This window comes from Roseicyclus sediminis, from assembly GCF_025515305.1.
Lineage (GTDB): Bacteria > Pseudomonadota > Alphaproteobacteria > Rhodobacterales > Rhodobacteraceae > Roseibacterium > Roseibacterium sediminis.
On record NZ_JAOPHT010000003.1, the window covers coordinates 158,253 to 185,135 of the forward strand.

Below are 26,883 nucleotides of genomic sequence, written 5' to 3' on the forward strand. Positions count from 1 at the left end.
ATGGGACGCCGCAAGAAAGGTCTCAGCCCCGAGGACCGCGACCTCTGGGACCGGGTGAAACGCACCGCCCGCCCGCTCGAGCCGCATCGCGCGGTCAAGCCGGCGAAGCCTTCGGTCACGAAGGCACCGCCCGAGAAAACACCCGAGTCACAAGATCTTCCGCCGATGAAGCCCTTCCGTCTCGGCGAGACGGCGATGCCGGTTCAGCGCAATCAGCCGGAGCGCCCCCACCACGCTCCGCCCCGGATGCAGGCCAACACGCACCGCAAGATGGTCCGTGGCAAACTGAAGCCCGAGGCGCGGATCGACCTGCACGGCATGACACTTTCGGATGCGCATCCGGCGCTGATCGGTTTCGTCTCGGGTGCCTGGGACAGGGGTCTGCGGCTAGTCCTCGTCATCACCGGGAAGGGGCGGGGCGGCTTCGAAGACGATGGCCCCGTTCCCGTCCGGCGCGGCGTGTTGCGGCGGCAGGTGCCCCACTGGCTGACGGCACCTCCCCTCGGCGCGATGGTGCTCGACATCACCGAGGCGCATCAGCGCCATGGCGGCGAGGGGGCGTTCTACGTCTACCTCAGGCGGCGGCGCTAAAGTACATAGCGGCTGAGGTCCGCGCTCCTCGTTAGTTCACCGAGGTTCTTTTCCACGAAATCCGCATCCACCGTGACCGTTTCGCCCGTGCGGTCGGGCGCGGTGAAGCTGAGTTCCTCGAACACGCGCTCCATCACGGTATAGAGCCGCCGCGCGCCGATATTCTCCACCGACTGGTTCACGTCCGCCGCGATCTTGGCCAGCGCGGCGATCCCGTCCTGCGTGAAGCTGACGGTCACCTCCTCGGTCGCCATGAGCGCGGTGTATTGCAGGGTCAGCGCGTTGTCCGTCTCGGTCAGGATGCGCACGAAGTCCTCTTCCGTCAGCGCGCGGAGGTTCACGCGGATCGGCAGGCGACCCTGAAGTTCGGGCAGCAGGTCCGAGGGCTTGGCGATATGGAAGGCGCCCGACGCGATGAACAGGATATGGTCGGTCTTGACCGGCCCGTGCTTCGTCGAAACCGTCGTTCCCTCGATCAGCGGAAGAAGATCGCGCTGCACGCCCTCGCGGCTCACGTCGCCGCCGCGCACGTCCTGCCGGGTCGCGACCTTGTCGATCTCGTCGATGAAGACGATGCCGTTCTGCTCGACCGCGCGCACGGCCTCCTTCGTGACCATCTCGGGGTCGAGAAGGTTGTCGGCTTCTTCCTGCAGCAGAACCTCATAGCTGGCCGCGACGCTCATCCGGCGCTTCACCTTCCGCTGGCCGAAGGCCTTCCCGAAGATGTCGCCGAGATTCATCATGCCGCCGCCCATCCCCGGGGGCTGTCCGGGGATCTCGAACCCCTGCATCGGGTTGGAGTTGTCCGCCACCTCCAGCTCGATGATCGTGTCGTCGAGCTCGCCCGAGCGCAGCTTCTTGCGGAACATCTCGCGCGTCTGTTCGCGCGCGCCTTCGCCCGCCAGCGCCTCGATCACCCGCTCCTCGGCTGCGGAATGGGCCTTGGCCTTCACCTCCTCACGCAGGTTCTCGCGGACCATGACCTGCGCCGCGTCCACGAGGTCACGGATGATCTGCTCGACGTCGCGGCCGACATAGCCGACCTCGGTGTATTTCGTCGCCTCCACCTTGATGAAAGGGGCCTTGGCAAGCTTCGCCAGGCGGCGGCTGATCTCGGTCTTGCCCACGCCGGTCGGCCCGATCATCAGGATGTTCTTCGGATAGACCTCCTCGCGCAGGTCGTCGCCCAGCTGCTTGCGCCGCCAACGGTTCCTGAGCGCCACGGCCACGGCGCGCTTGGCGTCCTTCTGCCCGATGATGAAGCGGTCGAGCTCCGAGACGATTTCGCGGGGGGTGAGGTCGGTCAAGCTGAAGTTTCCCTTGTCAGAAGGTCATAGGGCGGCAGACGGTCCTTGCCCGGAAAAGCGGGCAGGCGGCGCATGACGACGCGGCGCAGCGCCTCCCACTGGGCGCCGAGCAGGACAAGGCCCGCACCGAGCATCAGGATGATGAAGAAGGCCTGCCCCTCCGCGACGGTGACGGCCAGCGCCACCACGTAACCGACGCCCGAGACGAGGAAGGACCTGCGGTCGATCACCACCGCGACGACCGCCATCAACGCGATGAAGGCCGCCAGAAGGGTCAGCGCCGGTATCGTGTTCGCCTCGAAAAGCGTCAGCGCGATCGTGTTCACGATCGCCGGCGCCGCGATGACGTGCAGCCAGAAGCCCGAAGCGGCCCGGCGGGTCACGCGATGCGGGTCCGACATGTCGAAGGCCATCGCGACGACAAGGCAGACGGATCCCAGCACGATGGTCACGATGGCGAAGGGTCCCCCCGCACTGAGGAGGAAGACGTCGCGAATGTCGTCGGGAAACGTGCCGCCCAGCGTGGCGAGGCCAAAAGCCGTGAGGAAAACCGAGACGGCAATGAGCGCAACGGTGAACGGAACGCGGAACATGGCATAGAACACGCACAGGAGCGCGGCGGACATGCCCGCGCCGGCCGTCATCGACTGGGGCGTGTTCAGGTCGAGGGCGGCGGAAACCGAAAGGCCGAACTGAAACGCCAGGAGGCCAAACCCCATCGACAGCGCGATGGACGGCGCGACCATGCGGCGCGTCAGGGTGAAGTAACGGGCCAGCGCGACGACGGCGCCCATGCCGATCACCGCGTAGAGCATTCCAAGGATATAGCCGCTGGTCGTGCCGAACACCGTGATCCCGGTGATCCCGGCATAGCCGAGATAGAGGATCGTCAGGCCGACGACGATGAAGATCTCGTTGAACCCCTTGAACAATTCGAAGGGTTCATCGAGTCCGGACAGGTGCGCACGGACCCCCGCGCGCTTCTCCGACAACACGATGAGCGAGGCCGCCTGTGCCTCGCTCAAGGTGCCCGAGGCGACCGCCGCGCGCACGTCGTCGCGGGTGATCCCCGTCATCCGCCGATCCGCTCCACCGTCAGGTTGCCGTTGGTGTAGACGCAGATGTCCGCCGCGATGCCCATGGCCTTGCGCGCGATGGTCTCGGCATCCTCAGGCCCGTCGATCATCGCCCGCGCCGCGGCCAGCGCGTAGTTGCCGCCCGAGCCGATGGCGGCGATCCCGTGTTCGGGTTCCAGAACGTCGCCGGCGCCGGTGATGACATACAGCTCCTGCCCGTCGGTCACGATCAGCATGGCTTCGAGCTTCTGCAGGTACTTGTCGGTCCGCCAGTCCTTCGCAAGCTCGACGCAGCCGCGCTGAAGCTGGCCCGGCGTCGCCTCCAGCTTCTTCTCCAGCCGCTCAAGCAGGGCGAAGGCGTCGGCGGTGGATCCGGCGAAGCCCGCCACGATGTCATGCCCGCCCGGGGAAAGGCGGCGCACCTTTCGGGCGGTGCCCTTGATCACGGTCTGGCCGAGGCTCACCTGCCCGTCGCCCGCGACGACGACCTCGCCGCCTTTCCTGACGCCGATGATCGTGGTTCCGTGCCAGCCGGGGAAATCGTTGTCTGCCATGGGGCCTCCGTCGTTCGGGCCTATATGGATGCCTCCGGCCTTTCCCGCAAGTTTGGCGGGACGCGGCTTGGAAAGACGCGGCATTGGGCCGATAGTGGGGAAAAGCGGGACCTGACGATGCACGACCACCACGACCACGACCATGACAACGAGTTGGACGAGATGACAGCGCGCGTCCGTGCGCTGGAAACGATCCTCGTCGGAAAGGGCCTGGTGGACCCCGCCGCCGTCGACGCGATCATCGACACCTACGAGCACGATGTCGGCCCCCGGAACGGCGCCGCCGTCGTGGCGCGCGCATGGACCGATCCCGACTTCGCGGACTGGCTGAGGAAGGACGCCACGGCCGCCATTTCCTCGATGGGGTTCGTCGGGCGGCAGGGCGAGCACATGGTCGCCGTGTTCAACTCGGCCGGCGAACACAACCTCGTCGTCTGCACGCTCTGCTCCTGCTACCCGTGGCCGGTGCTGGGCCTGCCGCCGGCCTGGTACAAGTCGCCCGATTACCGCGCGCGGGCCGTCCGCGAACCCCGCGCCGTCCTGTCCGAATTCGGCGTGACGCTGCCCGAGACGACGCGCATCCATGTCTGGGATTCCACGGCCGAGATCCGCTATCTGGTCATCCCCGAACGGCCGCCGGGCACCGACGCCCTCGACGCGGGTGCGCTTGCGGACCTGGTGACGCGGGACAGCATGATCGGCTGCGATCTTCTGCGGGCGCCTGCGTGAACGGCCCGCAGGATATCGGTGGCCGCCACGGCTTCGGTGCGGTGATCCCCGAGGATGAGAGCGTCCGATTCCACGCCGAGTGGGAAAAGAGGGTGCTTGGCGTCACGCTGGCCGCGGGCGCGCTGGGCTACTGGAACATCGACGCCTCGCGCCACGCCCGCGAAAGCCTGTCGCCTGCGATCTACTACAACGCCAGCTACTACGAGATCTGGCTGCGCGCGCTGGAAATCCTGCTCGAGCGGGCAGGGGAGGTCTCGGCGGACGAGCTGCGTGCGGGGCAGGCACAGGCGCCGGGCCAGCGGGTCGACAGGTGCCTGAAGCCGGACGCAGTTGCGGCCGTTCTGGCGAAGGGCGGCCCGACCGCGCGCCCCGGCCCCGCGCCCCGGTTCCGCGTGGGCGACCGCGTCCGCACCCGCAACCACCAGCCGAAGGGTCACACGCGCCTGCCCGGCTACGCCCGCGGCCATGTCGGCGTGGTCACGCTGCTGCACGGAAGCCATGTCTACCCCGACACGAACGCGCATTTCGAAGGCGAGCGGCCATGCCCTCTCTATACCGTCCGGTTCGATGCGGTGGAGCTGTTCGGCGAGGACGCGGACCCGACCCTTTCCGTCAGCATCGACGCATGGGAGCCCTACCTTGAACAAGCCTGAAGCCCCCTTCGAGGAGCCTTGGCAGGCCCAGCTCTTCGCGCTGACCGTCGCGTTGAACGAGGCCGGGCGGTTCTCGTGGCCCGAATGGGCCGAGGTCTTCGGCCCGCGTGTGCAGGGCGCGGGCGCGGATCATTACTGGGAAATCTGGTCCGAGGCGCTGGTGGCCTTGCTCGAGGCGAAGGGCATAGCCGATGCCGTCGAGGTCCTGGCCCTGACGGCGCGCTGGCAGGACGCCGCGCGCGCGACCCCGCACGGCAAACCGATCATCCTGTCGGCGGCGGACTAGCTCAGAGCCACCCCGGCCAGCCCCGGCGTCGCGGCACCCGGACGGCGAGCATCGGCATCAGCCACGGGCCGCGGAAACGGTTGAGGTCCAGCGCCTCGTGGACGCCGACCGTCTCTTCCCCGTTGATCTTCGTCATCACGGCGGAGCGGTTGTAGAACGGCGCGTCCAGCATCGCCTTGACCTGACGGGGGCTGTATCCTGCGTCGGCCCGCGTCTCGCGACGAACCATCCAGCCGGGGCGTTTCAGCCGGGCCTTGGGCGGCTGCTCGATGGGCCGGATGCTGCCATCCTCTGCGAAACCGACCGCGACCGAAAGCTCGGTGCCGTCGCGTCGCGTCGCGTCGTAGAAACAGGCGGCCCCGTCCCGGAGCGGAAAGCGACCCCAGGTCCAGTAGTCGAAATCCGCCTCCAGGGCGCGGATGCCGAAATTCGCGTCGAAATAACCGTGGCCGCGCCAGGTCCAGCCGGGGCGGTTCAGTTCCACCACGATGTCCGCCTTGGGCGCGAAGGGCCGCCAGACATGGCCGCCGTCATCGGTCAGCGGCAGTTCCACCTCGGTCAGCGCGGCCGGGATCACCGTCACCGTGCCTGTCAGGCGCTGGGCGTGGGGCGTCGAAATCTCCTCGATCTCGATCACCAGGCGGTCGCCGTCCCAGACCATCGCCGAAGGGCCGATCTGCAGCCTGTCCCGTGAAAGCCCCAGCGCCTCCTGCCCCCGGTCCGTCATGGTCCAGCGCCCGCCGCGCCCGTAGGTGACGACGTTCAGGCAGCAATGGTTCGCGGGGTTCCTGCGTCCGCTCCAGCGGTACCAGGGCGAGAAGACCGAGCCTATGAAACCGATGATCGAGATGGCGCGCTCGCCATCGTCCGAGATGCCGTCGACATACCACCAGGCGTAGCCGTCCGGGGGGACGTCGATGTCGAAGCAAGGTCGCTCACGATCGCCTCGGCCGCGTGCTTGCCGGAGAGGCAGGCCATGGGAATGCCCGCCCCCGGATGGGTCCCGCCCCCGCAGAGGTAGAGGCCGCCCAGTGTCGTGCGCGCCGTCGGCCGATGGAAGGTCGCCATCATTCCATGCGGGCTCCGCCCGTAGAGGGAACCGTCCGACGCCGGAAAGTCCCTGCCGAAATCCGCGGGTGTCGCCAGATGCGTGAGATCCGGCACCGGTGAAAAACCCAGCCCCATCTTCTCCAAGGTCTCGAAGGTGCGTGTCCGGCATGTCCGTCTGTCCTCGTCCGTGGCGGCATGGCCCGGTGGGCCGTTCATGATGATCTCGAAGCGTTCGGGGCCGTCCGGCGGGGTCGGCCCGCCGCGATCCTGCGCGCAGACATACAGCGTCGCGTCGCGCGGCATGGAACCCTTCGCGATATCCCCGAACTCGATGCGGGGATCGTCGCAGAAGAACACGTTGTGATGGGCGAGCGTCACGCCCCTGGGTTCGGCGGCGAAACCCCAGACGAAAGCCGAGAGGCTGCGGGGCTCCACCCCTCGTGCTGGAACGGCGGCTTGTGGCGCGGGGCCGAGCCGCCCTTCGCGCAGCGCCTTGGGATCGCCGTTGAAGACGACGATATCGCAGGCGATCCGCGTGCCGTCGGCCAGATGCACAGCGCTGCAGACCCCGTCTTGCGTCTCGATGCGCCGTGCCTCGGCCCCGAAGCGGAACCGCGCGCCACGGGTCTCGGCCAGACGGTGCACGGCGCGGGCAAGGGTGTGCATTCCGCCCTCGACGGCCCAGACCCCCGATGCCTCCGAATGCCAGATCAGCCCGAGGATCGCGGGGCTGAGATATGGAGACCCGCCGACATAGGTGGCGTATCGCCCGAAAAGCTGCCTCAGCCGCCGGTCGGTGAACTGGAGCGAGAGGCTGCGCGCAAGGCTGAGGCCCGGCGCCATGGCGGGGATCAAGGAGGGCTGCCGCAGCACCCGTGCGGTCAGGGCACCGAGGTTCGGCTGCGCCTCCCGCATAACGGGGGCGTCGAACGCCTCGAAAAGTCGGCGGGCCTTCGCGGTGAAGGCGCGGAACTCGGCCTCTCCCTTCGGTCCGGCGAAGTCGCGCACGGCCTGCGCGCTGGCCTCGGGGTCGGCATGCAGATCGAGGGTGGAGCCGTCGCGCCAGAAATGCCGGGCAAGAACCCTGTCCTCGTGCAGGGTCACGTGATCGCAAAGCCGCTCGCCCACGTCGCGGAACAGATCTTCGAAGACATGGGCCATCGTCATCACCGTGGGGCCGATATCGGCGGGGCCGGCGACGGTGTTCCGCGTCCGCATCTTGCCGCCCGGGCCGGGGGCCATGTCGACGACCTCGACGGCAAGGCCCGCATGGGCGAGGCGCAGCGCGGCCGACAATCCGCCGATCCCGGCGCCGATCACGACGGCCCGCGAAGGCGCAGGCGCGGGGCGCAGTGCGCCCGAGGTGTCGGGTTTTGTCCGGTCTGGCACGGCAAGCGCCCTTCAAGGTGTCAGTTATAGTTGACAGATCGCCCCGACATGTCCAGTCTAATTTACAACGCCACTGTTGCGGTGGACAGATTCCTTTTTCGACCGGGGGAACCATGCCGTTGAAATCCAGAATAGATTCCGCACTGACCTCCGCCATCGCGACGGCGCAGGGCGGAGCGGCCCCGCCGAAACTCGCCTCCGCGCTCGGGTATGCGGTGACGCCCGGCGGCGCACGGATTCGCCCCACGATCTGTCTTTCGGTCGCCATGGCCTGCGGCGACGACCGCCCGGCACTTTCGGATGCGGCGGCCACCGCGATCGAGCTGATCCATTGCGCGAGCCTCGTTCACGACGACATGCCCTGTTTCGACAACGCCGACATCCGGCGCGGAAAACCCACGGTGCACCGCGCCTATGGCGAGCCGCTGGCGCTGCTGACGGGCGACACGCTGATCGTCGCGGCCTTCGAGGTGCTTGCCCGCGCCGCGGTCCATGACCCGGAGCGCGCCATCGCGCTCATCCGCATCCTCGGCCAGTCCACCGGAATGCCCGGCGGCATCTGCGCCGGCCAGGGCTGGGAAAGCGAGGCGGAGATCGACCTTTCCGCCTATCACCGGGCCAAGACGGGCGCGCTTTTCACCGCCGCGACACGCATGGGCGCCGCCGCCGCGGGGGAAGAGCCTGACGCCTGGACCGAGCTCGGCGCCCGCATCGGCGAGGCCTTCCAGGTCGCCGACGACCTGCGCGACGCGCTTTACGACGAAGCCGCGCTCGGTAAGCCGGCGCAACAGGACGCCATCAACGGACGTCCCAACGCCGTGGCACAACTTGGCGTGAAAGGCGCGATCCGTCGGCTCGAGGATATTCTTTCCGGTGCCATCGCCTCGATTCCGTCCTGCCCCGGCGAAGCCGCGCTCTGCGAGATGGTCCGAAAGACCGCCGAGCGCCTGACCCCTGTCGTTCCCGCGCACCAGACGGCCTGAGCCATGGCGGTGAGCGAGGAAAGCGGCGGGATGCGGCCCTCGCTGGCCGACCGTCTTTATGCCTGGCGCACAGCCCTGATCGGTTCACGCGCGTTCCAGAAAGCCGCTGCGCGCACGCCCTTCGCGGCCCGCATCGCGCGCAAGGATGGCGAGGCGCTGTTCGATCTCGTCGCCGGTTTCGTGCATTCCCAGGTGCTGCGCACCTTCGTGGCGCTCGACCTGCCCGCGCGTCTGGCGAACCGTCCGAAACGGCCCGAGGAATTGTCGCTCGAGACCGGCCTGCCGCCCGCGCGGATGCGCGTCCTGTGCCAGGCCGCCGCCGCGCTGGACCTGCTGAAGCGCAAACGCGATGGCCGCTACGCGCTGGGCCGTCTGGGCGCCGCGCTTCCGGGCATTCCGGGTCTGCCGCAGATGATCGCCCATCATGACGTGCTGTATCGGGACCTTTCCGATGCCGAGGGGTTCTTCGGTGACGGATCGGATACCGAGCTTGCTGGCTTCTGGCCCTATGTCTTCGGTGCGACCGGAGAGGTTTCGGCCGAGACCGCGCAGACCTATTCGGACCTCATGGCCCAGAGCCAGACCCTCGTCGCGGAAGAGGCGCTGCGCGCGCTCGATCTTCGCGGGACGTCGCGCCTTCTCGACGTCGGCGGCGGGACGGGGGCCTTCCTGACGGCCGCCGGCCTCGCTTTCCCGCACCTTCAGCTGCATCTCTTCGACCTGCCCGTGGTGGCCGAGGGGGCTGCGTCGCGCTTCGACGCGCATGGCCTGTCCGACCGCGCAACGATCTCGGGTGGAAGCTTCCGCACCGATGCCCTGCCGACGGGCGCCGACGCGGTCAGCCTCGTGCGCGTCCTCTACGATCATTCCGACGAAACGGTGCGGATGCTTCTGGCCAAGGTGCACGCGTCGCTGAAGGATGGCGGACGCGTGATCGTCGCTGAACCGATGTCGGGCGGCGATGCGCCCAACCGCGCGGGCGACGCCTATTTCGCGGTCTATTGCATGGCCATGCGGACAGGCCGCGTCCGGAGCGCGGAAGAAATCGCTTCCATGCTGAAGGAAGCCGGATTTTCCGACGCGACGCCCGTCAAGACCGCGCGCCCCTTCATCACCAGTCTCGTCACCGCGCGGAAGCCGTGAAGAAAATGAGCGGACGTGTCCATTCACATTGACATATCAAAGTGTCAGGTTAAACTGACACTCAAGCAAGGGCAGTGTACAGATTCTCTGACGACCGTCCCGACGACCGACTGGACCTGAACCGTGAACTGCACATCCGTCATTCTCGAAGCACCAAGGAAAGTGGGTCTGGGTCAGATCGATCTGCCCGATCCTGGGCCCGGAGATCTGGTGGTGGACATCCGGTATTCGGGCATTTCCACCGGTACCGAGAAACTGTTCTGGTCCGGCCAGATGCCGCCCTTCCCCGGCATGGGGTATCCCCTGGTCCCCGGCTACGAGGCCGCCGGCGAAGTGGTGGAGGCCGGAAGCGGCACGCCCTTCCGTGCCGGCGACATGGTCTTCGTGCCCGGCGCCAACTGCTACGGCGAGATCAAGGGCCTGTTCGGCGGCGCGACGAGCCGCCTGGTCACGCCGGCGGAACGCGTCGTGAAGATCGACAAGGCCATGGGTGCAGAAGGCGCGCTTCTCGCGCTGGCCGCCACTGGCCGCCATGCGATCGCCGGCATCAACACCAGTCTTCCTGACCTGATCGTCGGCCATGGCGTCTTCGGGCGGCTTCTTGCGCGGCTGACCATCGCCGCCGGCGGCAAGGCCCCGACCGTGTGGGAGATCAATCCCGACCGGATGGCCGGTGCGGAAGGTTACGAGGTGATCCACCCCGACGCCGATGAACGCCGCGACTACCGTTCGATCTACGACGCGTCCGGCGTGGCGGGCCTTCTCGACACGCTGATCGGCCGTCTCGCCAAGGGTGGTGAGGTCGTGCTGGCCGGGTTCTATCCCGAGCCCCTGTCCTTCGCCTTCCCGCCCGCCTTCATGCGCGAAGCCCGTTTTCGAATCGCGGCCGAATGGACCCGCGATGACCTGGTCGCCACCCGCGACCTCATCGACCACGGGGCGCTCAGCCTCGACAATCTCGTCTCGCACACGGTCGCCGCGACCGATGCCGCGAATGCCTACCAGACGGCGTTCGAAGATCCGGCGTGCCTGAAGATGATCCTGAACTGGGAGAACGCCGCATGAGCCTCGACGAAGTACCGAACCTGCGCGATTACGACGCCAAGCTCCGCGAAGAAGCCAATGAGCCGACGCTCGAGGTTCCGCAGGGTGAGCCGACCAAGAAGACGCAGATCATCGCGATCTACGGCAAGGGCGGCATCGGCAAATCCTTCACGCTCGCCAACCTCAGCCACATGATGGCCGAGCAGGGCAAGCGCGTGCTGCTGATCGGCTGCGATCCCAAGTCGGACACGACGAGCCTCCTGTTCGGCGGCAAGGCCTGCCCGACGATCATCGAAACCTCGACGCAGAAGAAACTCGCGGGCGAGGAAGTGAAGATCGGCGACGTCTGCTTCAAGCGCGGCGGCGTCTTCGCGATGGAGCTTGGCGGCCCCGAGGTCGGGCGCGGCTGTGGCGGGCGCGGCATCATCCACGGCTTCGAGCTGCTGGAGAAGCTGGGCTTCCACGACTGGGACTTCGACTACGTGCTGCTCGACTTCCTCGGCGACGTGGTCTGTGGCGGCTTCGGCCTGCCGATCGCGCGCGACATGGCGCAGAAGGTGATCCTTGTCGGGTCGAACGACCTGCAATCGCTCTACGTCGCCAACAACGTCTGCTCTGCGGTCGAATACTTCCGCAAGCTCGGCGGCAACGTCGGCGTCGCCGGCCTCGTCATCAACAAGGACGATGGCTCGGGCGAGGCGCAGGCCTTCGCCAAAGCGGTCGACATCCCGGTGCTGGCGTCGATCCCCCAGGACGACGACCTGCGCAAGAAATCCGCGAACTACCAGATCGTCGGCACGGCCCAGAGCCAGTGGGGCGCCCTGTTCGCCGCGCTCGGCGAGAACGTCGCCGTGGCGCCGCCGATGCGTCCCACGGCCCTGACACAGGACCAGCTGCTCGAGCTGTTCGACGGTTCGGAGACAGGGGCCGGCATCACGCTCGAACCCGCCACCGACGCCGACATGCGGGGCAAGGACGCAAAGCCGAAGAAATCCCTCGAAGTGATCTACGACGAGGCCTGAGACAATGACCGAAGAGATCAGATACGACGAAGCCGCAGAAGCCGAGGTGATCCAGGGCGAAGCCCGGGCCGAGGGTTCGGACGCCGCCGTGCCCGGTCTTTCGGGCGGGGACGGCATGGGATGCCATGCCGGTGCCGCCGAGATGGAGAAGGCCGCGCGCCTCGCGGGCAAGTCCGAGATCCTCGACCAGTACGCGAAGGATTACCCGCAAGGCCCCCACGACAAGCCGCAGTCGATGTGTCCCGCGTTCGGTTCGCTCCGCGTGGGTCTCCGGATGCGCCGGGTCGCCACGGTTCTGTCCGGGTCGGCCTGCTGCGTCTACGGCCTGACCTTCGTCAGCCACTTCTACGGCGCCCGCCGGTCGGTGGGCTACGTGCCGTTCAATTCAGAGACCCTGGTGACAGGGAAACTCTTCGAAGACATCCGCGACGCCGTTCACGAGATGGCGGACCCCCAGCGTTACGACGCGATCGTGGTCACCAATCTCTGCGTTCCCACGGCGTCGGGTGTGCCTCTCCGGCTTCTGCCGGATGAGATCAATGGAGTCCGGATCGTCGGCATCGACGTCCCGGGCTTCGGAGTGCCGACCCATGCCGAGGCCAAGGATGTCCTCGCCGGGGCGATGCTCAACTATGCCCGACAGGAGGTGGAGGCCGGTCCCGTTCAGGCCCCTGTCTCGGGTAAATCAGACCGTCCGACAGTCACGCTGTTGGGCGAAATGTTCCCTGCGGATCCTCTTGGAATCGGAGGGATGCTCGCGCCACTCGGTCTGGCGGCAGGTCCGGTCGTTCCCTGCCGTGAGTGGCGCGAGCTCTATGCCGCGCTGGATAGCGAGGTGGTGGCCGCGATCCACCCCTTCTACACCGCCGCAATTCGTGAGTTCGAGGCCGCCGGCCGCACGATTGTGGGTTCAGCGCCCGTCGGACACGACGGAACCGCCGCATGGCTCGCCGCCATCGGAGATGCCTATGGCGTCGCCGCCGACAAGGTCGCGGCCGCCCAGAACGCATTCCTTCCCGCCATCAAGGGCGCGCTTTCCGCGACACCGATCAAGGGCACGATCACGCTTTCGGGCTACGAGGGTTCGGAGCTTCTGGTCGCACGCCTGTTGATCGAGAGCGGGGCCGACATCCCCTATGTCGGCACGGCCTGCCCGAAGACGAAATGGTCCGCACCGGACGTCGAGTGGCTCGAGGCGCGCGGCGTGAAGGTCAAGTTCCGGGCATCGCTGGAAGACGACTGCGCGGCGATGGAGGCGATCAAGCCGGACCTCGCCATCGGCACCACGCCCGTGGTGCAGAAGGGCAAGGAGCTGGGCATCCCCAGCCTCTACTTCACCAACCTCATTTCCGCCCGTCCGCTGATGGGCCCGATGGGTGCAGGCAGCCTGCAGCAGGTGGTCAACGCCGCGATGGGCAACAAGGACCGCATGGCCCACATGAAGGCCTTCTTCGAGGGTGTGGGCGAGGGCGACACCGCCGGTATCTGGGAAGGGTCGCCCAACGTGCGCCCGGACTTCCGCGCCGCGCACCAGAAGAAGCTCGACAAGGCCGAAAAAGCCCGCGTCGCAGCGAATGGGGGCGTGACATGCTGATCCAGGATCACGATCGCGCCGGAGGCTACTGGGGCTCGGTCTATGCCTTCACCGCGGTGAAAGGCCTTCAGGTCATCATCGACGGACCCGTGGGCTGCGAGAACCTGCCCGTCACCTCCGTCCTGCACTACACCGACGGCCTTCCGCCGCACGAGTTGCCCATCGTCGTGACGGGCCTCGCCGAGGAAGAGCTTGGTCGTGACGGCACCGAAGGCGCGATGAAGCGCGCCTGGGACGTGCTCGACCCCGCGCTGCCCTCCGTCGTCGTCACCGGCTCCATCGCGGAGATGATCGGCGGCGGTGTCACGCCCATGGGCACGAACATCCAGCGCTTCCTGCCGCGCACCATCGACGAGGACCAGTGGGAGAGCGCGGACCGCGCCATGACCTGGATCTTCACCGAGTTCGGCATGACCAAGGGCCGTATGCCGCCCGAGAAGAAGCGCGAGGAGGGGGCCGCCCCCCGCGTCAACATCCTCGGGCCGATGTACGGCACCTTCAACATGCCCTCGGACCTGCACGAGATCCGCCGCCTCGTCGAAGGCATCGGCTGCGAGGTCAACATGGTGATGCCGCTCGGCTCCCACCTGGCCGAGATGCGGAACCTCGTGAACGCGGACGTGAACATCTGCATGTACCGCGAGTTCGGCCGTGGCCTCTGCGAGGTTCTGGGCAAGCCCTACCTGCAGGCGCCGATCGGCGTGGAGAGCACGACGAAGTTCCTTCGCATGCTGGGCGAGCTGACGGGCCTCGATCCCGAGCCGTTCATCGAGAAGGAAAAGCACTCGACGATCAAGCCGGTCTGGGACCTCTGGCGCTCGGTCACGCAGGACTTCTTTGCGACCGCCTCCTTCGGGATCGTGGCCAATGAGACCTACGCACGTGGCGTGCGCAATTTCCTCGAGACCGACCTCGGCCTTCCCTGCGCCTTCGCGGTGGCCCGCGTCGCCGGCAAGAAGACCGACAACGAACAGGTCCGGGCCATGGTCAGCCAGAAGCGCCCGCTGGTGCTGATGGGGTCGATCAACGAGAAGATGTACCTCGCCGAGATGTCGGCCGGACACGGGCCGAAGCCCACCTTCATCCCGGCAAGCTTTCCCGGCGCCGCCATCCGTCGCGCAACCGGCACGCCCTTCATGGGCTACGCCGGCGCCACCTACATGCTTCAGGAGGTGTGCAACGGCCTGTTCGACGCGCTGTTCCACATCCTGCCGCTGGGCTCCGAAATGGACAGTGTCGAGGCGACGCCCACGACGCTGCGCCGCGACTTCCCATGGGATCCGGACGCCCAGGCGCTTCTCGACCGCATCGTGGCCGAGCACCCGATCCTGACACGCATTTCCGCCGCGAAGACCCTGCGCGACGCCGCCGAGAAGGCTGCGCTCGAAGAGGGTGCCGAGCGCGTGGCCAAGGACACCGTTCGGCGCCTCGCGCCAACGGGTTTCGACATCAACGAGGGAGAGTGAGATGACGGACTACACCTCGAATGCACCCGTCACGCGGCACAAGCCGCCGAAGACGGAATTCATGATCTACTTCGCGATCATCTTCGCCGCGACGCTGCCGCTTGCGACCCTGACCTGGGCTCTCGCGGCGATCCGCACGGGAAGCATGACCGACAAGGGACCGATCAAGCGCGCCTGGAGCCAGGCGCGGATCATCACGCCGATGATCTTCTCGGCCTGACAAATTCGACCCTGACCCGCCGCACAGAGCCGATTCAGACCCGGCTGGCAGGTGAGGGGGACCACGCACACCTCGGCGTGACGACCGGAGCCGAGACTGAATTCATCCGGAACGGAGTGATCCGTGCCGGGTGGAATGCCGGCAGGGCAATGAGGCCTTGTCGGGGCCCGGCCGCGGGGAACGCGGCATCAGTCTAACGTTCCGGAGGAAAGTTAATGGCTGACAATTCTGACCTGTCCTTCACGGGTCTGACCGACGAGCAGGCGCAAGAGCTGCACGCGGTGTATATGAGCGGGCTCTGGCTGTTTTCGGCCGTCGCCCTGGTCGCTCATCTCGCCACGTACATCTGGGCGCCCTGGTTCTGAGGAGGGAGTAAGACATGGCTAAGTTCTACAAGATCTGGCTCATCTTCGACCCCCGCCGCGTGTTCGTGGCCCAGGGTGTCTTCCTGTTCCTTCTCGCGGCGATGATCCACCTGGTGGTTCTGTCGTCCGGTCTGAACTGGTTCGAGTCCGCCGCTGCGACGGCCGGCTTCGGCGGCTGAGCCGCCCGAAGCCGCACCTTTCGTGACGGCAACGACAATCGCTGCGGGCGGGGCGCCCGTTCCGCCCGCGGCAAACCGACGAATAACTGACGGCTGACCGATCTCAGGAAAACGCCGCCATACGCGGAGACAGACGCATGGCTTTGCTAAGCTTCGAGAAAAAGTACCGCGTCCGCGGAGGGACGCTGATCGGCGGCGATCTGTTCGACTTCTGGGTTGGCCCTTTCTACGTGGGCTTCTTCGGGGTCACGACAGCCTTCTTTGCGCTGCTGGGAACAATCCTGATCTTCTGGGGCGCGGCCATGCAGGGCACGTTCAACCCCTGGACGATCAACATCGCGCCGCCCGACCTGAGCTACGGTCTGGGCTTCGCGCCGCTCCTCGAGGGCGGCCTCTGGCAGATCATCACCTTCTGCGCGGTCGGGGCCTTCGTGTCCTGGGCGCTGCGCGAAGTGGAGATCTGCCGCAAGCTGGGGATGGGCTATCACGTGCCCTTCGCCTTCGGTTTCGCCATCTTCGCCTACGTGACGCTGGTGGTGTTCCGCCCGCTTCTGATGGGCGCATGGGGCCACGGCTTCCCGTACGGCATCTTCAGTCACCTCGACTGGGTGTCGAACGTTGGCTACGCCTACCTGCACTTCCACTACAACCCGGCGCACATGATCGCGGTGACGTTCTTCTTCACCACGACCTTCGCGCTGGCGCTCCACGGCGGCCTGATCCTGTCGGCCGCCAACCCCGAGAAGGGCGAGGAGATGCTGACCCCGGATCACGAGGATACGTTCTTCCGGGACTTCATCGGCTACTCGATCGGGACGCTCGGCATCCACCGCCTGGGGCTTCTCCTGGCGCTGAACGCCGGCTTCTGGAGCGCGGTCTGCATCATCATCTCCGGCCCGGTCTGGACCTCCGGCTGGCCCGAGTGGTGGAACTGGTGGCTGCAACTGCCGATTTGGCCCGATCCCGCGCTGGTCTATGACAGCACGGGCCTGGAAACCTACGGCTCCGCGGCGCCCGCCATCGTGGGAGGTAACTGAGCCATGGCCTACTTCGAGTATCAGAACATCTTCACCCAGGTTCAGGTTCAAGGCGAACCGGAAATGGGGATGGAGCTGAGAGAGAACATCCTCGGCGGCGAGCGGACCAAACGCGCGACGTTCTGGAACATCCTCGGCTGGATCGGCAACGCACAGCTGGGGCCGATCTACCTCGGCTGGGCGGGCCTCATCAGCCTCGCCACCGGCACGCTCTGGTTCAACATCGTCGGCTTCAACATGCTGAGCCAGGTCGACTGGTCGATCCCGGAATTCATCCGTCAGCTGTTCTGGCTGGCGCTCGAGCCTCCGGGGCCGGAATACGGACTGAGCATGCCTCCGCTCAATGACGGCGGCTGGTACATCATCTCGAGCTTCTTCCTCCTGATCTCGGTGATGATGTGGTGGGTCCGCACCTACCTGCTCGCGGCGCAGCACAAGATGGGCAAGCACATCGCCTGGGCCTTCCTGGCCGCCATCTGGCTGTTCCTCGTCCTGGGCCTGTTCCGTCCCATCCTCATGGGATCCTGGAGCGAGGCGGTGCCCTACGGCATCTTCCCGCACCTCGACTGGACCACGGCCTTCTCGATCCGCTACGGAAACCTCTACTACAACCCCTTCCACGCGCTTTCGATCGTGTTCCTCTACGGCTCGGTGCTTCTGTTCGCGATGCACGGCGCCACGATCCTCGCGGTCTCCCGCTACGGCGGCGACCGGGAGCTGGAGCAGATCGCCGACCGGGGCACCGCCTCGGAACGTGCGGGCCTGTTCTGGCGCTGGACCATGGGCTTCAACGCCACGATGGAGGGGATTCACCGCTGGGCCTGGTGGTTCGCCGTCCTGACGCCCATCACCGGCGGCATCGGCATCCTCCTTACCGGCACTGTGGTGGACAACTGGTTCATCTGGGCCATCGAACACAACTTCGCCCCCGAATACCTCGGCGCATACGGCTACGAAGCCTACGGCACCTACCAGGACTTCGGTGGCATCGCGCCGATGGGAGGACAGTGAACCATGTTTCCGAAGTGGTTTGACAACTGGAACCGGGACAACCCGACCAACATCTTCGGCCCCGCCATCGCGGTGGGGATCGCGGGATCGGCGGTCTTTGTCGCGGCCATGATCGTGGCCTGGGGCCAGCCCTTCGCCACCGATCAGATGCAGACCGGCCCACGCGGCACGGGCATGCACGTCTCGGAGTTCGTGTCGGACCTGGCGGTCTATCCCGACGTCGACGGGTTCGTCACCTCCGAGCCGGTGGTTCCGACCGGTGGCGAGACACTGGCGGGCGAGGCGATCGAAGGCGTTCCGCCAACGCTCGCCAACGTCACGGTCGAGAACTACGAGCGTCTGCTCACGGCGATGCGGTCCTGGACTGGCATTCCCGATCTCCTGGAGCCGGGTAACGACAGTTACCAGACCCAGGTCGCCTACACGATGATCGAGATGACCCAGAACATAAACCAGAACTGGGGCGCTCACGTTCAGGCCAACGCGACGGTCGGTGTCACTTGCTACACCTGCCACCGCGGGCAGCCGGTGCCCAACAACGTCTGGTTCAATACCCGCGGCATGGACGAGGACGGCTGGATCGGCGTCAACGCCAATGCCCGCGGCTGGCCCGCGATCCAGAACCGAGTGACGATGGTCTCGAACTTCACCTCGCTGCCGTCCGACTACCTGCAGCACTATCTCCTGCTGAACGACGAGGGTTTCTACAACCCGATCGCCGTCCACGACCTGGCCAGCCGGGTGGAGAACCTGCCGGGCGATCCCCTGATCCAGCAGGCGGAACGGACCTACGCGTTCATGAACTACATCGCCAACTCGCTCGGCGTGAACTGCGTGTTCTGTCACAACAGCCGCGCGTTCTACGATCCCGCGCAGGTGACCCCGCAATGGGCCACGGCGAGCCTGGGCATCATCATGGTCCAGGAGCAGCTGGAACAGTACATCCTGCCGTTGCAGGACGTGCTGCCCGCCGAACGCCTCGGCCCGCTCTATGCGGACGTGCCGAAGCTGGCCTGCCGCACCTGCCACCAGGGCGAGCAGCAGCCGCTCAATGGCCTGAACGTGATCACCAACTGGCCCGAACTGGCCGTCCTCGACGGCATGCCGGACTACTCGGACTTCGAGTGAGGGCCATGGCGCAGCGCGCTCATATCGACTTCTGCCGGGGGCGGGTCCACCTGCCCCCGGCTGTCCGGAAACCTTACGTCCCTTCGTAGGTCAACTGGACCCGCGGACAGGTGTCAGACCCTGTCCGCGGTCTTCTTTCAAGACCCCGGTTCGGGAGGACCGCGAGACATGACCGACCAACCCCACACCCCCGTTCTCGACCGCGTGCGCTACCCTTCGGACCTGCGCCGCCTGTCCGATGCCGAGCTTGCGCAATGCGCCGACGAGCTGCGCGCCGAAACGATCAGCGCGGTCTCCGTCACCGGCGGGCATCTCGGATCCTCGCTCGGCGTGGTCGAGCTGACGGTCGCGATCCATGCGGTCTTCAACACGCCCTACGACAAGCTTGTCTGGGACGTCGGGCACCAGTGCTATCCCCACAAGATCGTCACCGGCCGCCGCGACCGGATCCGCACGCTGCGCCAGAAGGACGGCCTGAGCGGTTTCACCAAGCGATCCGAAAGCGATTACGACCCCTTCGGCGCCGCGCATTCCTCGACCTCGATCTCCGCGGCGCTGGGCTTCACCATGGCGCGGGAACTCGGCGAGGCGACGGGGGACGCGATCGCCGTCATCGGCGACGGATCGATCAGCGCGGGCATGGCCTACGAGGCGATGAACAACGCGGGCGACCTCGGACGCCGGCTCTTCGTGATCCTGAACGACAACGAGATGTCCATCGCGCCGCCCGTCGGAGCCATGTCCCGCTATCTCTCGGGGCTTTATTCCGGCTCGCCGCTGCATACGCTGAAGGACATCGCCGACGGGGTCGCCGCCCATCTGCCCCAACCGCTCCGCCAGGGCGCCGAGCGCGCCCGGGAACTGGTGACCGGCCATCCGAAATCCGCGACGCTCTTCGAGCATCTGGGCTTCACCTATATCGGCCCGGTCGACGGGCACGACATGCGGCAGCTTCTCCATGTCCTGCGCGCCGCCAAGGCGCAGGCGACGGGGCCCGTCCTGATCCACGCCGTCACCGTGAAGGGCAAGGGTTACGCGCCCGCCGAAGGGGCGGACGACTGCTACCACGGCGTCGCCAAGTTCGACGTGAAGACCGGCGTGCAGGCGAAGTCCAAGCCCAACGCGCCCAGCTACACCAACGTCTTCGGTCAGACCCTGACACGCCTTGCAGAGACCGATTCCCGTATCGTCGGCGTCACCGCCGCGATGCCCGGGGGAACCGGCCTCAACATCCTGCAAAAGGCGATGCCGGGCCGCGTCTTCGACGTCGGCATCGCCGAGCAGCACGCCGTCACCTTCTGCGGCGGTCTCGCCGCCGGCGGGCTGAAGCCCTTCTGCGCGATCTACTCGAGCTTCCTGCAGCGGGGCTATGACCAGATCGTGCATGACGTGGCGCTGCAGAACCTGCCGGTCCGTTTCATGATCGATCGCGCGGGCCTTGTCGGCGCCGACGGCCCGACCCATGCGGGCGCCTTCGACATCGGCTATCTCGCCGCGCTGCCGAACATGACCGTTATGGCCTGCGCCGACGAGGCGGAGCTTGTTCACATGATGGCGACCTGCGCCGCCCATGACAGCGGGCCCATCGCGCTTCGCTATCCGCGCGGCGAGGGCGTGGGCGTGCCGATGCCCGAGACGGGCGACGTGCTGGAGATCGGCAGGGGCCGCGTCGTGCAGGAAGGCACCGATGTCGCGCTTCTGTCCTTCGGCGCGCATCTGGCCGAGGCACGGGAAGCGGCGCGCGAGCTTGAGGCCAAGGGCCTGAGCGTCACCATCGCCGACGCGCGCTTTGCCAAGCCGCTCGACACCGACCTCGTCGACAGGCTGATGAACGGACACCGCGCGCTGGTGACGGTGGAGCAGGGGGCGATGCTGGGCTTTGGCGGGATCGTGCTGCACCATCTCGCGGCCACCGGTCAGCTCGACGGGCGCTGCGCGGTCAGGACGATGCACCTGCCCGATCGGTTCATCGACCAGGCAAGCCCCGGGGACATGTATGCCGACGCCGGCCTGACCGCCGCCGACATCGCAAGCCAGGCGCTCCAAGCGCTGGGCGTCGCCTCGCTGAGGGAGAAGGCGCGGGCCTAGCCCGCCCCTTCGCTGACCAGGATGTAGCTGGGAACCGTCCCGAAACCGTAGATGCGGACCCAGACGTAGCGCGTCTGGCCCGACAGGACTGCGCCGGGAATGTACTCCGACCCCTGCACGACGCTCCAGATGCCGGGGATGCGCGCCCGCTGACCCGCGTCGCCGAAGACCGGATCCCACTGATCGAGGTCGTCACGGCGCCCGAAGCGGTGGAAATTCGCGCGGTCCTGCTGAAGGATCGCGCCGAAGTCCCGGAGTCTCACGCCGTTGCTGTTGTAGAAATCGACCGGGCTGAGGAGTGCGAAATACTCGCCGATCAGTTGCTGCGCCCGGGCGGGCGGCACCGCGACCAACAGTAAAAAGGCCGCGATCAGGAACACTCCGCGCATTGGTCCAGTCCTCCATGGATCGCGTTTCGGAACACCATCGATCATGCACCGATTCCCTCCGATCGCGCAGACCTCAGGCGGCGATTCCGCCGAAGATCGTCCGCGCGTGCTCGCGGAGGTAGATCTGCAGCCAGGGCGTGAAGCCCGCGGGTTTCCGGGCGACCTCCTCGGCCAGCGTCTCCAGCGGATGCCAGATCGTGTCCATGACTTCCTCGGGATCGGGCGAAGGCTCGAGCCCCGGCGCGAGTTCGCCCACGAAGATGTCCACGACCTCGTGTTCGATCAGCCCGCCGCCGACATCGGCGCGGTATTCCACCGTGTCGCGGTAGTCGAGCGGCACGTCTGTCAGCCCCAGCTCCTCCGCGAGACGCCGCGTCGCACAGTCGAGCGAGGCCTCGCCCCAGAACGGATGCGTGCAGCAGGTGTTCGCCCAGAGACCGGGCGTGTGGTACTTGCCCATCGCCCGCCGCTGCAGCAGGACCTGCCCGTCGCGCAGAAGGAAGACCGAGATCGCCTTGTGCCGCAGGCCGCGTTGATGCGCCTCCAGCTTTTCGACGGGCTGCAGTCGCCCCTCGACCCAGGTGGGAATGTCGATGCTCATGTCCGCGTGGCCGAAACCAGTCCTGTCAGGTGGGCGAGATTCTTCATGCCGATCTTCAGATGCGCAAGCGGGCGGGCCTTCACAAGTTCCTTGTTCATGTAGGCCTCGAAGGTCAGCCGCTGCACGTCGACGTCATGGCAGAGCGAGACGAAGCGCTCCCGGCGCTCGTCGGACTTGTAGTAGGCATCCTGCATGGCGCCGAGGATCTTGAAGACGTTCTTGTGCTCCCGCATGAACAGCTTCCGCGCGAGCTTCAGGTCCTTGATCATGCCGGTCTGCAGCTTGGCGGCGGCGGCGGTCGCGGCGTAGCGGCCGCCGATCATCGCGTAGAAGATGCCTTCGCCGGAAGAGGGCGCCACGACGCCCGCGGCGTCGCCGGCAAGCACCACGTCGCGGCCGTTGTCCCACTCGTCGAGCGGCTTCAGTGGGATCGGCGCACCCTCGCGGCGGATGGTGGGGCAATCGGCAAGGCCGGACGCCTCGCGCAAATCGGCGGTGGCCTTCTTCAGGTCCACCTCGCGCACGAAGCTGCCCATGCCGACACTGGCGGATTTTCCGTGCGGAAAGACCCAGCCGTAGAAATCGGGGCTGATGCGGCCATCGTAGATCACGTCGCAGCGCTCGGGGTGATACTCGCCCCGGGGTCCGGGGCTTTCGATGATCTCGTGGTAGGCGATCACGTAGGGGATCTTGTCGCCGCCCTTCACCTCGGTCCGCGCGACGTTCGACCGCGCGCCATCGGCCCCGATCACGATCCTGGTGGCAAGGGCCCTTTCCTCCCCGCTTTCCTTGTCGCGGTAGTGGACATGGGTGCCGTCCTTGTCGCGGGTGATCCGCGTGTAGGTGCCGGTGAACCGCTCGGCTCCGGCCTCGGCCGCGCGGGTGCGCAGGAACTCGTCGAAATGCTCCCGGTCGACCATGCCGACGAAGCCGTTCTCGATGGGGATGTCGACGCGCCGCCCGGTGGGGGAGATCATGCGCGCGGTCGTGATCTTCGCCACGATCTGCTCGTCGGGGATGTCGAAATCCCGGATCAGGCGCGGCGGGATCGCGCCGCCGCAGGGCTTGATCCGGCCCGCGCGGTCCAGAAGGGCGACCTTGTGACCGGACCGGGCGAGATCCTCGGCGGCGGTGGCACCCGAGGGCCCTCCGCCCACAACGACAACATCGTAACGCATGGTCATTCTCCCGGAACAGCGGCGCCCATCGGCGACATGGGTGGATTGCGGTCCATCACGCGGACCGCCATGACGGCCGAGGCGATGTAGAGGAACGCCTCGAGGATGAAGACGGTGCCGAAGGCGCTCGGGTCGCTGAGGACCGTGCGCATCGCATCCGCGAGGCCGGCGCCCACGAGGCCGCCGAAGCCAGCCGCGATGGCCTGCGCCGCGCCCCAGAGGCCCATGCGCGTGCCTTCGCGGGCCGAGCGGCCCTCGCCCGCCAGCGCCATCATCGAGCCGATGGCGGCGACGGCGAACATGCCGTTGAAGAAGCCCATGAGAACGACGGCGGGGACCAGCGGCGCAGATGGGCCGATCTGGCCCAGGCCCGCGATCAGCCCCAGCGCCAGCGCCGAGCCGACGCATCCCGCGATGACCCAGTGCCGGAGCGACCCGATCCTTAGCGCGGTGCCGGCGACGCCCACGAGGACCATGCCGAGGAAGACGCCACCGTTCTGCGCGCCCGAAAGCGAGGTCGACTGCCCCGGCGTGAAGCCGAAGACGAGGCCGGAATAGGGCTCGAGGATCAGTTCCTGCATGAAATAGGCCGTCATGCTGAGGAACACGAAGAGGGTGAAGAGGCGCGCCTTGGGTTCTGCCCAGACCTCGCGCAGGCCTTCGAGGAACGGCGCACTTTCGGTTTCGGGCCGCGAGACGACGCGCTTTTCGATGCCCCACACGGCAAGACATGTGACCGCGAAGGCAAGCGCCGTGACCACGCCCACGACCTCCATCAGCCGCGGGGGCGTGTAGGGGTCGAGGAACATCCCCGAGACGCCGGCGGTCACCGCGATGCCGACGATCATCATGAGCCACGTGATCGTCGCGGCGGCAGGACGGCGACGCGGGGCCGTGGCAGTCGCCAGAAGTGCCAGAAGCGAGGTGCCCGAGGCGCCCACGCCGATGCCGATGCCGGCATAGGCGAGGATCGAGACGGTCAGGCCGAGCGCGAAGCTCGTCTCCATCAGGATCACCCCGTAGGCCGCCGAAAGCCCGCCGAGCGCGAGCACCGCCATCCCGGCGATGATCCAGCGGGTGCGACGGCCGAGCGTGTCGGACATGTAGCCCCATTGCGGCCGCGACAGCTGAATCCCGTAATGCAGTGCCACGAGGAACCCGGGCAGCACCGCGGGAAGCGCAAGCTCCACCACCATCAGACGATTGAGCGTGGACGTCGTCAGAACGACCACGGCCCCGAGCGCCATCTGCACGAGGCCGAGCCGGACGATCTGCAACCACGAAAGCGTCGCCGCCCCGTTCATGGCCCCGTTCATGGCCAGGCCTCCAGCGTGCGGACGGCGAAGGCCGTGACCATCATTCCCGAGACATAAAGCGTCACGCCCACGCCGTTGTACCAGGGCGCCTTGGCCTTGGGGTCACGCAGCAGGACCTGCATCGCGTAAAGCTGCGCGATGAGCGAGACGGCGATGGCGAGCCCGTGCCACGGGCGGTCCCAGACACCATAGAGCAGGAGGAAGACGACAAGCTGCGGGATCGCCATGACCACGCAGGCGAGCTTGGCCGCCTTTTCGGGGCCGAGGGTGACAGGCAGGGAGTTCACGCCCATCTGGCGATCGCCTTCCAGCGCCTTGAAGTCGTTGAGCGTCATTATCCCGTGCGCGCCGATCCCGTAGAGAAGCGCGACGATGATGACGGGCCAGGACGGCGCCCCGGCGGCCAGAACGGCCGCGCCGGTGAACCACGGCAGGCTTTCGTAGCTGAGGCCGACGAGGCCCGGACCCCAGAGGCCCGACCGCTTCAGCCGCACCGGTTCCGCGGAATAGGCCCAGGCGGCGGCGATGGCCACGAGCGTCGCGCCAAAACCCCAGGGGCCGAGGGCGAGACCGATGAAGGCGGCCAGCACCGACATGGCGATGGCGATCCAGAGGCCCCAGCGCCCGGGAATACGCCCCGAGGGGATCGGGCGGTCGGGTTCGTTGATCGCGTCGACGTGCCGGTCGCACCAGTCGTTGGCCGCCTGGCTCATCCCGCAGACGATCGGGCCGGCGAGGATGACCCCCAGGATCAGCGTGAGCCAGTGGCCCGAAGGCGCGACCCCCGCCGAGACCGCGCCGCAGAGATAGGCCCACATCGGCGGAAACCACGTGATGGGTTTCAGCAGGGTCAGGACGGCGCGCGGTTCGGGAAGGAGCCGCGGGGAAGCGGGGGTGAGGTCGGTCGTTACACTCATGACTGTCAGGATAAGTTGACACTACCCGACTCGGCAAGTGTAAAATCAGCCTGACGCACATGAAAAGGCCCGGCACGCGGCCGGGCCTCGGAAGCCACCGGGGCGACGGGATTATTCGCCCGGATCGTTCTTGTTCAGAAGGCCGTATTTCCGAAGCTTCACGTAAAGCGACTGACGCGACAGCCCCAGCATCTCGGCGGCGGCGACGCGGTTGTTGTTGGTCAGCTCCACCGCCGTTTCGATGCACATCTTCTCGACCACGTCGGTCGTGGCCGACACGATGTCCTTCAGCGGCGCGGAACCGACAAGATCCATCACGTTGCGCATCGCATCGTCGGACATCGGCGCCGGCCCGGCAGCGGGTGGTGCCGTTCCGGGCTCGCGGATCACCTCGAGGCGGGACGTGTCGCGCAGGACGAACGCGAAGCCCGAAGACCCCATCAGCGTCGCCGAAAGCTCGACCGTCAGTTGCGAGCCGAACGCCCCTTCGAGCCGCGTGGAATAGAGCCGCATCTTGCCGTTCCGCCCGGCATTGTCGATCAGCACCTTGAGATCGACGCTGCCGCGCGCAAGGAAATCGCCCAGCGACTTGCCCTTCACGTCCGACAGCTGCCCGGCATCGGTCAGGCTCAGGAACGCGTCGTTTGCCGACCGTATGATGCCATGACTGTCGGTAAAGACGATCGCGTCCGGCCCTTCACGGTAAAGCGCCGACAGCGTGCGGGACAGATCGGCCGCCATCGCCTCGGCGGTTTCGGAGGCCTCGATCCGGCACAGCAGGATCTTGTCGCCGGCGGCGCGGAACACGACAGGGTGGATGACCACATCCTTCTTCGTCCGGCGGCTGCGGACCGAAACGTGGCCGAGCGCTTCGTCGCCGGCGGCGATGACCAGGCCTTCGATGAACTCGCCACGGCGGCGGCCCTCGAATTCCTGCGTGAAGGCGGAACCGGCAAGTGCGTCCGTCTCTCCACCCAGAAGCTGCGCGGCGGACGTGTTCAGGTCGAGCACGCGCCCCGAGGCCACATCGACCAGCACGAAGGCATCGCGAGAGGCCTCCATGATGACGCGATACCGCGTCTCGTAATCGCGGTGGGTCTCGTAGTCCTTCTCCAGCGCCAGCTGCGCCTTGACGAGGCGGTGCTGAAGCTCCGCGATCGGCCGCAGGTCACGACCAAGCATCAGGATGATGTCCGGATTGCCGGTCTTGTGCAGCGTGTAGCGGATCGGGAATTCCCAATTCGCGTTGTCGTAGTGATTGACCTCGATCGCGTCGACCTTGGCCTTGTGGCCTTCGCGGTAGGCCTCGAGCTGGGTTTCCAGCTTGGCGAGGCTGTCCTCGGCCATGAACTCGCGGATGTCGCGGTCCTTCCAGTGATCCAGCCGCCCCAACGTGGGATTGAGGGGGTTGGTGATCACGGATTTCACCGTGCCTTCGGTATCGAGCACGATGGCCAGGTCAGCGGCCGTCGTCACGATCTCGTTGAACTGCTCCGGCCCGATCGGCGGCGCCGAAGGCTGATCCCAGAAATCTGATCCACGCGTATTCATACCGTCGTGTTCCCCA

The 26,883-nt window shown here is 66.8% G+C and carries 28 protein-coding genes; 17 read left to right on the forward strand and 11 right to left on the reverse strand.

The window, feature by feature from the left end; genetic code table 11:
- Positions 1-591: a Smr/MutS family protein gene (locus tag N8I71_RS05600; protein WP_262876959.1), complete on the forward strand. Its 591-nt coding sequence runs from the start codon at positions 1-3 to the stop codon at positions 589-591.
- On the opposite strand, the gene hslU is transcribed toward N8I71_RS05600, so the two are convergent.
- The 3 genes from hslU to hslV are packed head-to-tail and all read right to left on the reverse strand — an operon-like array spanning position 588 to position 3,528.
- Positions 588-1,898: an ATP-dependent protease ATPase subunit HslU gene (hslU, locus tag N8I71_RS05605; RefSeq protein WP_262876960.1), complete on the reverse strand. Its 1,311-nt coding sequence runs from the start codon at positions 1,896-1,898 to the stop codon at positions 588-590. The two genes, N8I71_RS05600 and hslU, sit on opposite strands and share 4 nt — an antisense overlap.
- Positions 1,895-2,974, reverse strand: a complete 1,080-nt coding sequence (locus N8I71_RS05610; protein WP_262876961.1) for a hypothetical protein — start codon at positions 2,972-2,974, stop codon at positions 1,895-1,897. Before N8I71_RS05610 ends, hslU begins: the two co-directional genes overlap by 4 nt.
- Entirely contained in the window at positions 2,971-3,528 is a 558-nt protein-coding gene (gene hslV / locus N8I71_RS05615; protein ID WP_262876962.1) for an ATP-dependent protease subunit HslV, read from the reverse strand. The genes N8I71_RS05610 and hslV overlap by 4 nt, the downstream gene beginning before the upstream one ends.
- A 117-nt stretch (positions 3,529-3,645) precedes the next feature.
- Here hslV and nthA point away from each other — a divergent pair, with 117 nt between their 5' ends.
- Genes nthA through N8I71_RS05630 form a run of 3 tightly spaced genes read left to right on the forward strand, consistent with a single transcriptional unit; the run spans position 3,646 to position 5,196 of the window.
- Positions 3,646-4,257, forward strand: a complete 612-nt coding sequence (nthA, locus tag N8I71_RS05620) for a nitrile hydratase subunit alpha (RefSeq protein ID WP_262876963.1) — start codon at positions 3,646-3,648, stop codon at positions 4,255-4,257.
- Positions 4,254-4,910, forward strand: a complete 657-nt coding sequence (gene nthB / locus N8I71_RS05625; protein ID WP_262876964.1) for a nitrile hydratase subunit beta — start codon at positions 4,254-4,256, stop codon at positions 4,908-4,910. Before nthA ends, nthB begins: the two co-directional genes overlap by 4 nt.
- Positions 4,897-5,196: a nitrile hydratase accessory protein gene (locus N8I71_RS05630; RefSeq protein ID WP_262876965.1), complete on the forward strand. Its 300-nt coding sequence runs from the start codon at positions 4,897-4,899 to the stop codon at positions 5,194-5,196. The genes nthB and N8I71_RS05630 overlap by 14 nt, the downstream gene beginning before the upstream one ends.
- A gap of 1 nt (position 5,197) precedes the next feature.
- On the opposite strand, the gene crtC is transcribed toward N8I71_RS05630, so the two are convergent.
- Together crtC and crtD are read right to left on the reverse strand one after the other, a co-directional pair.
- Positions 5,198-6,070 (reverse strand): carotenoid 1,2-hydratase, encoded by an 873-nt coding sequence (gene crtC, locus N8I71_RS05635; protein WP_316249169.1) that lies wholly within the window; start codon positions 6,068-6,070, stop codon positions 5,198-5,200.
- On the reverse strand, positions 6,025-7,635 hold the full coding sequence (gene crtD / locus N8I71_RS05640; protein WP_262876966.1) for a 1-hydroxycarotenoid 3,4-desaturase CrtD: 1,611 nt from the start codon (positions 7,633-7,635) through the stop codon (positions 6,025-6,027). The genes crtC and crtD overlap by 46 nt, the downstream gene beginning before the upstream one ends.
- 113 nt (positions 7,636-7,748) lie before the next feature.
- Here crtD and N8I71_RS05645 point away from each other — a divergent pair, with 113 nt between their 5' ends.
- The 13 genes from N8I71_RS05645 to dxs all read left to right on the forward strand — a co-directional run bounded on the left by N8I71_RS05645 (position 7,749) and on the right by dxs (position 20,915).
- Entirely contained in the window at positions 7,749-8,618 is an 870-nt protein-coding gene (locus tag N8I71_RS05645) for a polyprenyl synthetase family protein (protein ID WP_262876967.1), read from the forward strand.
- A gap of 30 nt (positions 8,619-8,648) precedes the next feature.
- On the forward strand, positions 8,649-9,761 hold the full coding sequence (locus N8I71_RS05650; RefSeq protein ID WP_406676079.1) for a methyltransferase: 1,113 nt from the start codon (positions 8,649-8,651) through the stop codon (positions 9,759-9,761).
- A gap of 123 nt (positions 9,762-9,884) precedes the next feature.
- Positions 9,885-10,826 (forward strand): chlorophyll synthesis pathway protein BchC, encoded by a 942-nt coding sequence (gene bchC, locus N8I71_RS05655; RefSeq protein WP_262876969.1) that lies wholly within the window; start codon positions 9,885-9,887, stop codon positions 10,824-10,826.
- Positions 10,823-11,827, forward strand: a complete 1,005-nt coding sequence (locus N8I71_RS05660; RefSeq protein ID WP_262876970.1) for a chlorophyllide a reductase iron protein subunit X — start codon at positions 10,823-10,825, stop codon at positions 11,825-11,827. The genes bchC and N8I71_RS05660 overlap by 4 nt, the downstream gene beginning before the upstream one ends.
- A 4-nt stretch (positions 11,828-11,831) precedes the next feature.
- Positions 11,832-13,421: a chlorophyllide a reductase subunit Y gene (gene bchY, locus N8I71_RS05665; protein ID WP_262876971.1), complete on the forward strand. Its 1,590-nt coding sequence runs from the start codon at positions 11,832-11,834 to the stop codon at positions 13,419-13,421.
- A complete protein-coding gene (gene bchZ, locus N8I71_RS05670; protein ID WP_262876972.1) occupies positions 13,415-14,887 on the forward strand; it encodes a chlorophyllide a reductase subunit Z in 1,473 nt (490 codons plus the stop codon). Before bchY ends, bchZ begins: the two co-directional genes overlap by 7 nt.
- Position 14,888: 1 nt before the next feature.
- Positions 14,889-15,107, forward strand: coding sequence for a cytochrome PufQ (gene pufQ / locus N8I71_RS05675; RefSeq protein WP_262876973.1), 219 nt, complete (start codon positions 14,889-14,891; stop codon positions 15,105-15,107).
- A gap of 215 nt (positions 15,108-15,322) precedes the next feature.
- Positions 15,323-15,472: a light-harvesting antenna LH1, beta subunit gene (gene pufB / locus N8I71_RS05680; protein WP_109666570.1), complete on the forward strand. Its 150-nt coding sequence runs from the start codon at positions 15,323-15,325 to the stop codon at positions 15,470-15,472.
- 14 nt (positions 15,473-15,486) lie between these two features.
- Positions 15,487-15,651 (forward strand): light-harvesting antenna LH1, alpha subunit, encoded by a 165-nt coding sequence (gene pufA / locus N8I71_RS05685; RefSeq protein ID WP_109666569.1) that lies wholly within the window; start codon positions 15,487-15,489, stop codon positions 15,649-15,651.
- A gap of 137 nt (positions 15,652-15,788) precedes the next feature.
- Positions 15,789-16,688: a photosynthetic reaction center subunit L gene (gene pufL / locus N8I71_RS05690; protein ID WP_262876974.1), complete on the forward strand. Its 900-nt coding sequence runs from the start codon at positions 15,789-15,791 to the stop codon at positions 16,686-16,688.
- Positions 16,689-16,691: 3 nt separating this feature from the next.
- Positions 16,692-17,699 (forward strand): photosynthetic reaction center subunit M, encoded by a 1,008-nt coding sequence (gene pufM, locus N8I71_RS05695; RefSeq protein ID WP_262876975.1) that lies wholly within the window; start codon positions 16,692-16,694, stop codon positions 17,697-17,699.
- Positions 17,700-17,702: 3 nt separating this feature from the next.
- The gene (gene pufC, locus N8I71_RS05700; RefSeq protein WP_262876976.1) at positions 17,703-18,827 is read left to right on the forward strand and encodes a photosynthetic reaction center cytochrome PufC; all 1,125 of its coding nucleotides are present in this window, start codon (positions 17,703-17,705) and stop codon (positions 18,825-18,827) included.
- Between the two features lie 168 nt (positions 18,828-18,995).
- Positions 18,996-20,915 carry a 1-deoxy-D-xylulose-5-phosphate synthase gene (dxs, locus tag N8I71_RS05705; protein ID WP_262876977.1) on the forward strand — a complete coding sequence of 640 codons (1,920 nt, stop codon included), beginning with the start codon at positions 18,996-18,998 and terminating at the stop codon, positions 20,913-20,915.
- Here dxs and N8I71_RS05710 read toward each other — a convergent pair.
- From N8I71_RS05710 to ppsR, 6 genes are all read right to left on the reverse strand, one after another.
- Positions 20,912-21,304 (reverse strand): hypothetical protein, encoded by a 393-nt coding sequence (locus N8I71_RS05710; protein ID WP_262876978.1) that lies wholly within the window; start codon positions 21,302-21,304, stop codon positions 20,912-20,914. The two genes, dxs and N8I71_RS05710, sit on opposite strands and share 4 nt — an antisense overlap.
- 73 nt (positions 21,305-21,377) lie before the next feature.
- Positions 21,378-21,905: an isopentenyl-diphosphate Delta-isomerase gene (gene idi / locus N8I71_RS05715; RefSeq protein WP_262876979.1), complete on the reverse strand. Its 528-nt coding sequence runs from the start codon at positions 21,903-21,905 to the stop codon at positions 21,378-21,380.
- Positions 21,902-23,083, reverse strand: a complete 1,182-nt coding sequence (locus N8I71_RS05720; RefSeq protein ID WP_262876980.1) for a geranylgeranyl diphosphate reductase — start codon at positions 23,081-23,083, stop codon at positions 21,902-21,904. Before N8I71_RS05720 ends, idi begins: the two co-directional genes overlap by 4 nt.
- Before the next feature lie 2 nt (positions 23,084-23,085).
- On the reverse strand, positions 23,086-24,399 hold the full coding sequence (locus N8I71_RS05725; protein ID WP_262876981.1) for a BCD family MFS transporter: 1,314 nt from the start codon (positions 24,397-24,399) through the stop codon (positions 23,086-23,088).
- A complete protein-coding gene (gene chlG, locus N8I71_RS05730) occupies positions 24,396-25,316 on the reverse strand; it encodes a chlorophyll synthase ChlG (protein ID WP_262876982.1) in 921 nt (306 codons plus the stop codon). The genes N8I71_RS05725 and chlG overlap by 4 nt, the downstream gene beginning before the upstream one ends.
- A gap of 111 nt (positions 25,317-25,427) precedes the next feature.
- Positions 25,428-26,867 carry a transcriptional regulator PpsR gene (ppsR, locus tag N8I71_RS05735; protein WP_262876983.1) on the reverse strand — a complete coding sequence of 480 codons (1,440 nt, stop codon included), beginning with the start codon at positions 26,865-26,867 and terminating at the stop codon, positions 25,428-25,430.
- Positions 26,868-26,883 lie beyond the last annotated feature (16 nt).